This is a genomic window from Kitasatospora sp. NPDC056446, from assembly GCF_042796115.1.
Lineage (GTDB): Bacteria > Actinomycetota > Actinomycetes > Streptomycetales > Streptomycetaceae > Kitasatospora.
This window is the reverse complement of sequence record NZ_JBHTRF010000033.1, coordinates 80,123-87,068: the sequence shown is the minus strand read 5'-3', so window position 1 is coordinate 87,068 and position 6,946 is coordinate 80,123. Positions and strand designations below refer to the sequence as shown.

Genomic DNA, 6,946 nt, shown 5'->3' with positions numbered 1-6,946 from the left:
CAGGCACGCACCTCGCCGCGTTGTGGTCGGTCGCCGATGCTCCGCATGGACTCCCTCCTCCGCCTTGCGATGCACGCACCCCAACGCCGCACGCTGATCCGACGGGAATCGTCAGACACGCCCTAGGACGCCGAGGTTACGTGCCCCGGTTGCGCGCCGGACCGCTCCCCGCCGGGAGCCTTCTCACACCCGCCCCGGTTGGCGTCCGCCTGTCCGCCGGGGTATCCGTGCCGCCTGCCGGGGTGTCGGTCCGCCCGTCCGCCGGGGTATCGGCCCGCTGTCAGAACGGGTACCAGCGCACCTCGGTGGCCCCGTCCCGCAGCGAGTCGACCCGGCGCCGGAACTCCGCGAGCGCGGCCGGGTTGCCGGCCGCCTGCTGCGCCACCCAGGAGGCGCTGGCGGTCTCCCGGGCCCCGCGCAGCACGGTGAAGCCGGGCCATTCCCGCACGTCCCAGCCGTACGCCCCGGTGAACGCGCGGTACTCCTCGCCGGGCACGCCGTAGCGGTCGTGGGCGAGGGCGAGGACCACCAGGTCGTGTTCGCGCAGGTCGTCGGCGACGAATTCGAGGTCGAGCAGCACCGGTCCGTCCGGGCCGACGTGGACGTTGCGGGGCAGCGCGTCGCCGTGGATCACCCCGGGTTCGAGCCGCGGGGCGAGGTCGGCCAGGGCGGCGGCGAAGGCGTCCCGGCGGTGGCGCAGGAAGGTGACGTCCGCCGGGTCGACGTAGCCTTCGGCGGAGGCCAGCCAGCGTTCGACCGGGGCCAGCAGGTCGCGCCGGCCGAGCGGGACGGGCGGTACCGGCAGCCGGTGCAGGGTGCGCAGCAGCGGGGCGAGGTCGACGGGCCGGGCGGGGCGGACGGCGGGTGCGAGCCGGTGCCAGAAGGTGACCGGGTGCCCGTCGGCGGACTGCGGCTCGGGGGGCACCGCGTTGTAGGGGCGCACCACCGGGACGCCCTCCCCGGCCATCCAGCGGGCGACGGTCAGTTCGCGCCGAGCCCGGTCGTGCAGTTCGGGGCCGCGGCCGACCTTGGCGACGACGGCCGGGTCGCCGAGGTCGAAGACGGCGTTCTCGCCGAGTGCGAGCAGCCGGGCGTCGCCGGGGTCGGGCAGTCCGGCGGACTCGCAGGCGCGGGCGAGCAGCAGTCGCGCGCGGCCCTCGTCGAAGGGGATCATGACGGGGCTCCGTTCCGCCGGTGTTCATCCGGGGGCTCCCGGACGGTGATCATCATGACGCACGGACGCCGGGCCCCGCGCGCTGCGGGGCCCGGCGCCGTTCGCGCGGTCCGGGGTCCGGAAGGGTCCGGAAGGGCTTGGAAGGGCCTGGAAGGGTCCGGAGGGGGTTCAGACCCCGACTCTGCGGTGCCGCGCTTCCCGGTCGGGGGCGGCGGGCGTCTGCCGGAGGGTGTCCGGGGCGCCGATCGGCGGGACGGACTCGCCGTGCGAGAGGTCCGGCAGCCAGTGCAGCCATCGCGGCAGGTACCAGTTGCGGTCGCCGAGCAGGGTCATCACCGAGGGCAGCAGCACCGCGCGGATCACCGTGGCGTCGATCAGCACGGCGACTGCCAGGCCGACGCCCATCTGCTTCATCGCCTGCATGGAGAGGGTGCCGAAGACCGCGAACACCGCCACCATGATCACCGCGGCGCTGGTGACCACCCCGGCCGTGGAGCGGATGCCGTGGGCGATCGCGGCCCGGGTCGGCAGCCCGCGGTCGCGGCCCTCCTTGATCCGGGAGACCACGAAGACGTGGTAGTCCATCGAGAGCCCGAAGAGGATCACGAAGAGGAACAGCGGCACCCAGGACTCCACCGCGCCGACCCCGGCGGTGCCCAGCAGCGAGGCGCCCACGCCGTGCTGGAAGACCAGTGTGAGCACTCCGTACGCGGCGCCCACCGAGAGCAGGTTGAGCACCACGGCGGTGGCGGCGACGGCGATCGAGCGGAAGGAGGTGAGCATCAGCAGGAAGGCGAAGGCGACCACGAAGCCGAAGACCAGCGGCATCGAACCGGTCATCCTGGCGTTGAAGTCGTACGACCCGGCGGTGCGGCCGGTGACCGGGGCCTCGGTGCCGGGCACCTTGAGGACGGTCGAGGGCACCAGGTCCTCGCGCAGGGTCCGCAGCGCGTCGTTGCTGGTGGCGTCGTTGCCGGTGCCGTCGAGCGGGATGTCGACGGTGGCGACGTTGCGGTCGGCGTGCACGGTGACCTCCACCGGGCCGTGCATCCGTCCGCTGGCCAGTGCCTTCGCCTTCAGGTCGGCGATCGCGGCGGTCATCGCGGGGGAGCCGATGTCGGCGGACCTGATGACGACGGTGGCCGGGGCGGGGCTGCCGGGGAAGGCGGCCTCGATCTTCTGCGAGGCGGTGACCAGCGCGTTGCCCCGGGGCAGTTGCTGCTGGAAGGTCAGGTTGGCGGTGTGCATGGTGAGCAGCGGCGCGGCCAGGGCCAGCAGGAAGGCGCCGGCCAGCACGGTGGAGGCGAGCGGGCGGTTCAGCACCGGGGTGAGCACCGCGTTCCAGAACCGTCCGCCGGTCTGCGCGGCGTCGGGGCGGCGCAGCTTGGCGAGCAGCGGCACCCGGCCCTTGTCGACCCGGTCGCCGAGCATCGACAGCAGCGCGGGCAGCACGGTGAGCGAGCCGAGGACGGCGGTGACCACGACCAGGATGGTGGCGAAGGCCATCGCCCGGAAGTCGGCGATGCCGGTGAGGAACATGCCGGCCATGGCGACGACCACGGTGACGCCGGAGACCAGCACCGCCCGGCCGCTGGTGGCGGCGGCCACGGCCAGCGCGGTCCGCGGGTCGCGCCCGGCGGCCCGCTCCTCGCGTTCGCGGCGCAGGTAGAACAGGCAGTAGTCGACGCCGACGGCCAGGCCGACCAGCAGCATCACCGAACTGGCGTCGTTGCTGGTGTGCAGGAGCCCGCTGGTGAGTGCGACCAGGCCGGCGGCCGCGACGAAGGCGGTGAGCGCGAGCAGCACCGGCAGGACGGCGGCGACCAGTGCGCCGAAGGCGACCAGCAGGATGCCGAGGGCGAGCGGCACGGCCGTCCACTCGGCGCGGGCGAAGTCGTTCTTGAACTGGTCCTGGATCCACTTGCCGGAGCTGGCGTCGCCGAGTTCGACCACGGTCAGCCCGGGGTTGCGCTGCTGCACGCCGGCCACGGCGTCCAGCACGGCGGGGACGTCGGTGACGGCCTGGTCCCGGTCGCCCTTGAGCGTCACCAGGACGAGCGCGGAGTGGCCGTCCCGGGAGACCGCCCTGGTGTCGTACGGGGAGCGGACCTCGGCGGCCTTGCCGGTGCCGTCGACGGCGGTGACCACCTGGGCGACGACGGCGCGGAAGTCGGGGTCGTCGGCGCTGCGGGTGGTGCTCTGGACCAGGACGGTCTCGCTCGCGGGGCTCTTCACCCCGGCCTCGTCGAGGATCTTCGCGGCCCGGGAGACCTGTCCGGGCATCGACTCGGCCTCGGTCACCCGGGTGCTGCCGTGCAGGCCGCCGAGCACGGCGGCCAGGATGACGAAGAGCAGCCAGCCGAAGACGGCGGTCTTCCGGTTCCGGGCGCTCCAGGCGCCCATCGCGGCGGCCGTGCCGAGTCTGGGTCTCACGGGCTTCACGGAGGTTCCCCCCTGGGAGTGCGGCGGTCGTCGCCGGACGGGAGCGGTGGCGGTCCGGTCCTTCGGCGCCGCGGTCCGCTGCGCGCCGGCTGCGGGTCCGGCGTCGCAACCGACAGTAGGCAGGCGGGAGTCGGGGGGTAATCCGGCTGGCGGGTGAGCCGTCCCTGGTGCCTGCTTCGGGGGCGGGGTGGGGTTTTCCCTACCCCCCGACCCCGAGAACTCCTCCTTGGGGGTAGGGGACGCACCTCCACCCTGAGGGGGAGATGGCTCCACCCGGAGTACGAGGTCAAGGGGGGTCCGGTCGGGAGAAACTGGGTCGGGGCCGTTTCGGGGGGTCCCGTACGGGGGTTGGAAGACGGGGGCTCCTTGCCGGGCGGCAAGCAAGTGCTCGTAAGATGATGCCCCGAACCTACTTACCTGCCGACCGGCAAGGGTGTGCCAGCGTGCGCTCCGGGCCGGTCCTGCCGTCGCCCAGCGTCCCGTCCCCCAAGGGCTGCGGTGAGTCATGCCCAGGAGGCATCAGAGCATGTTCCACCGACTAGGACACTTCGTCGTCCGCCGTGCGTGGTGGGTGATCCTCGCCTGGGTCGTCGCGATGATCGCCATCGTCGCCTCGGCCCCGACGGTCACCTCGCAGACGGACGAGTCCGCGTTCCTGCCCAAGCACTACGAGTCGATCCAGGCGGCGCAGCTCCAGGAGCAGGCCTTCCCGTCGAGCTTCACCCCCTCCGCGCTGCTGCTCTTCGAGCGCAACGACGGCCAGGCGCTGAACGACGCCGACCAGGCCTCGATGGACAAGATCGTCAAGGGCCTGACCGACGCGAACATCCCCGCGGTCGAGAAGATCACCTCGGTCGACGCCAAGACGTCGAAGTCCAAGGACGGCAAGTACGCGCTGTCCATGGTCGCCGTCGACAAGGCCAAGGCGCAGACCGAGGAGTTCCCCGACGCGGCCAAGAAGCTGCGTGACGAGGGGACCAAGCTCGCCGACGGCACCGGGCTGAAGTTCCAGGTCGGCGGCCAGGCCGCCAGCAGCCTGGACCAGAAGGACGCCTCCGGCGCCACCGACGCCATCGTCCTGTTCGGCAGTCTGCTGCTGGTCATCCTGATCGTCGGCATCATCTTCCGCAGCATCCTGGCCGGCATCCTGCCGGTCCTGCTCTCGCTGGTCATCGCGATGCCGGTGGCCAACGGACTGATCGCCGACGCGATCAAGATGTTCGACCTCAAGTCCTCCCCGATGACCTCCGCGATCCTGATCATCGTGGTCCTGGGCGTCGGCACGGACTACTTCCTCTTCCTCGCCTTCCGCTACCGCGAGCGGCTGCGCCTGGGCGAGGACCGCAAGACCGCCGTGGCCAACGCCGTCGGCCGGGTCGGCGAGGCGATCGCCTCCGCCGCCGGTGCCGTCGCCGTCGCCTTCGCCGTGCTGATCCTCTCCAGCCTGGGCATGTTCACCGCGCTCGGCCCGGCGCTGGCCATCGCCGTCATCGCGACCGCCCTGGTCTCGCTGACCCTGGCCCCCGCCGTGCTCGCCGTCATCCCGTCCAAGGGCGTGTTCTGGCCGGGCAAGAAGTGGATGCAGGAGCCCCGGAACGCCCGGTTCGCCGCGCTCGGCCGGATCACCGGCAAGAAGCCCGGCCTGGTCGCCCTGGTCTCCGGCGCCATCCTGGTGGTGCTGTCCCTGGCCGGCCTGAACTACCACGGCACCTACGACCTGGCCGGCAGCTCGATGCCCAAGGGCAAGGAGTCGATGGTCGTCCAGGACAAGCTGATGACCGCGTTCTCGGCCGGCGCCGCCGACCCGAGCCACGTCTTCCTGACCAGCACCAACGGCAGCAAGCTCAGCGACTCCGCGCTCAAGGACTTCGCCGACAAGCTCCAGGGCGTCCCCGGGGTGGCCAGCGTGGTCACGCCGAGCGCCGAGAACAAGGCGATCAACGCCGACGGCACCACCGGTGACTTCACCGTGATGCTCAACGACGCGCCGGCCTCCAACAAGGCCATCGACACCATCGAGAAGGTCCGCGACACCGCCCACGCCTCGGCCCCGGCCGACAGCAAGGCCCTGGTCGGCGGCATCACGTCGGTGTACAAGGACATCAACACCGCGATGGTGCACGACTACACGCTGGTCTTCCCGATCGCGGCCCTGATCATCATGCTCATCCTGGGCCTGCAGCTGCGCAGCGTCGTCGCCCCCTGGTACCTGATGGCCTCGGTCGGCCTGGGCTTCGGCGGCACCCTCGGTGCCACCACCCTGGTCTTCCAGAACCTCAAGGGCGAGCCCGGCCTGATGTTCATGCTGCCGATCTTCATCTACCTGTTCGTGGTGGCGATCGGCACGGACTACAACATCCTGATCATCGCCCGCCTCCGGGAGGAGGCCCGCGAGGGCCGCAGCCCGCGCGAGGCGGCCAGCGAGGCCATCAAGCACGGCGGCCCGACCGTCGCGGCGGCCGGCTTCATCCTGGCGGCGTCGTTCGCGACCTTCATGCTCGCGGGCAACGTCCTCTTCATGGAGCTCGGCTTCTCGCTGGCCTTCGGCATCGTGCTGGCGGCCTTCGTGATGGCGATGTTCTTCACCCCGGCCCTCACCGCGCTGCTCGGCCACCGCGCCTGGTGGCCCGGCCACGCCGACAGCCCGAGCCACGGCCACGGCGACGGCCCGGCACCGCTGGCGGGCACGCACGGCGTGCCCGAGCCGGCCGGCCGGCACTGACCCGGGCACCGGTTCCACAGGCGGCGTCCCGCTCCGGCGGGGCGCCGCCTCCCCGCTTCCCGGGCAGGTCAAACGTGATCTGTGCGGCGTAAAATCCCCGGTCGACCGGGGTGTCACCGTGCTACAGTCGAGTCAGTTGCAGTTTTGGTTCCCATGAACGCATGTGTGCGCCTGCTGGTCCCAACCAACAGGCGCATTTGTTTTTGTCCGGTGTTTCAGTCTCCGGATGGGGATCGCGGCTACTTGGGGATTCACGAGGTGTGAGTCCCTGATGCCCCAGTTTTAGAGGAGACGGTTATGGCTACCGGCACCGTGAAGTGGTTCAACAGCGAAAAGGGCTTCGGCTTCATCGAGCAGGATGGTGGCGGCGCTGACGTGTTCGCCCACTACTCGAACATCTCGGCCCAGGGCTTCCGTGAGCTGTTCGAAGGCCAGAAGGTCGAGTTCGACGTCACGCAGGGCCAGAAGGGCCCGCAGGCCGAGAACATCCAGATCATCGGCTGACGTCAGCCTCCACGCTGACTCGCGATCATCGCGAAGCGGGGGCCCGCACCGCACGGTGCGGGCCCCCCCACAAGCCGCCCGACCGCCCGGGCGGCGAGTTTACA

General features: G+C 71.4%; 4 protein-coding genes. 2 read left to right on the top strand and 2 right to left on the bottom strand.

Annotation, left to right across the window (positions count from 1 at the left end):
- Positions 1-280: 280 nt before the first annotated feature.
- Together ACFQ6N_RS21685 and ACFQ6N_RS21680 are read right to left on the bottom strand one after the other, a co-directional pair.
- Positions 281-1,174 carry a phosphotransferase gene (locus ACFQ6N_RS21685; RefSeq protein ID WP_380651273.1) on the bottom strand — a complete coding sequence of 298 codons (894 nt, stop codon included), beginning with the start codon at positions 1,172-1,174 and terminating at the stop codon, positions 281-283.
- Between the two features lie 168 nt (positions 1,175-1,342).
- A complete protein-coding gene (locus ACFQ6N_RS21680; protein WP_380651286.1) occupies positions 1,343-3,577 on the bottom strand; it encodes an MMPL family transporter in 2,235 nt (744 codons plus the stop codon).
- Positions 3,578-4,142: 565 nt separating this feature from the next.
- Here ACFQ6N_RS21680 and ACFQ6N_RS21675 point away from each other — a divergent pair.
- Entirely contained in the window at positions 4,143-6,338 is a 2,196-nt protein-coding gene (locus tag ACFQ6N_RS21675) for an MMPL family transporter (protein ID WP_380651270.1), read from the top strand.
- A 297-nt stretch (positions 6,339-6,635) separates the two neighbouring features.
- Positions 6,636-6,842 carry a cold-shock protein gene (locus ACFQ6N_RS21670; RefSeq protein ID WP_380651267.1) on the top strand — a complete coding sequence of 69 codons (207 nt, stop codon included), beginning with the start codon at positions 6,636-6,638 and terminating at the stop codon, positions 6,840-6,842.
- The last annotated feature ends 104 nt before the right edge of the window (positions 6,843-6,946 follow it).